Source organism: Bacillus sp. SIMBA_031, from assembly GCF_046535225.1.
Lineage (GTDB): Bacteria > Bacillota > Bacilli > Bacillales > Bacillaceae > Bacillus > Bacillus velezensis.
Genome location: NZ_JAWRXC010000468.1, coordinates 1 through 254, shown reverse-complemented (window position 1 = coordinate 254; position 254 = coordinate 1). Strand labels below are relative to the sequence as shown.

At 62.2% G+C, this 254-nt stretch carries 1 protein-coding gene; it reads right to left on the bottom strand.

All coding sequences use genetic code 11. The features are described from left to right. A partial coding sequence (locus tag SB724_RS21045) for an acyl-CoA dehydrogenase family protein (RefSeq protein ID WP_410572918.1) occupies window positions 1-254 on the bottom strand: 254 nt, incomplete at both ends.

Genomic DNA, 254 nt, shown 5'->3' with positions numbered 1-254 from the left:
CCAGAGCGCCGCGACGCTTTCGTCAATCTGACTGAGCAGCACTTTGGCCACGGCACCACCGTCGCGCAATGTCTTGCGGCCGATGAGGTCATTCGCCTGGATTGCCGTCGTGCCTTCGTAGATGGTAAGGATGCGTGCGTCGCGGTAGTACTGGGCGGCGCCCGTTTCCTCGATGAAGCCCATACCTCCATGCACCTGCACCGCGAGGCTCGTCACCTCCAGCGACAGTTCCGTACTCCAGCCCTTCACTACCG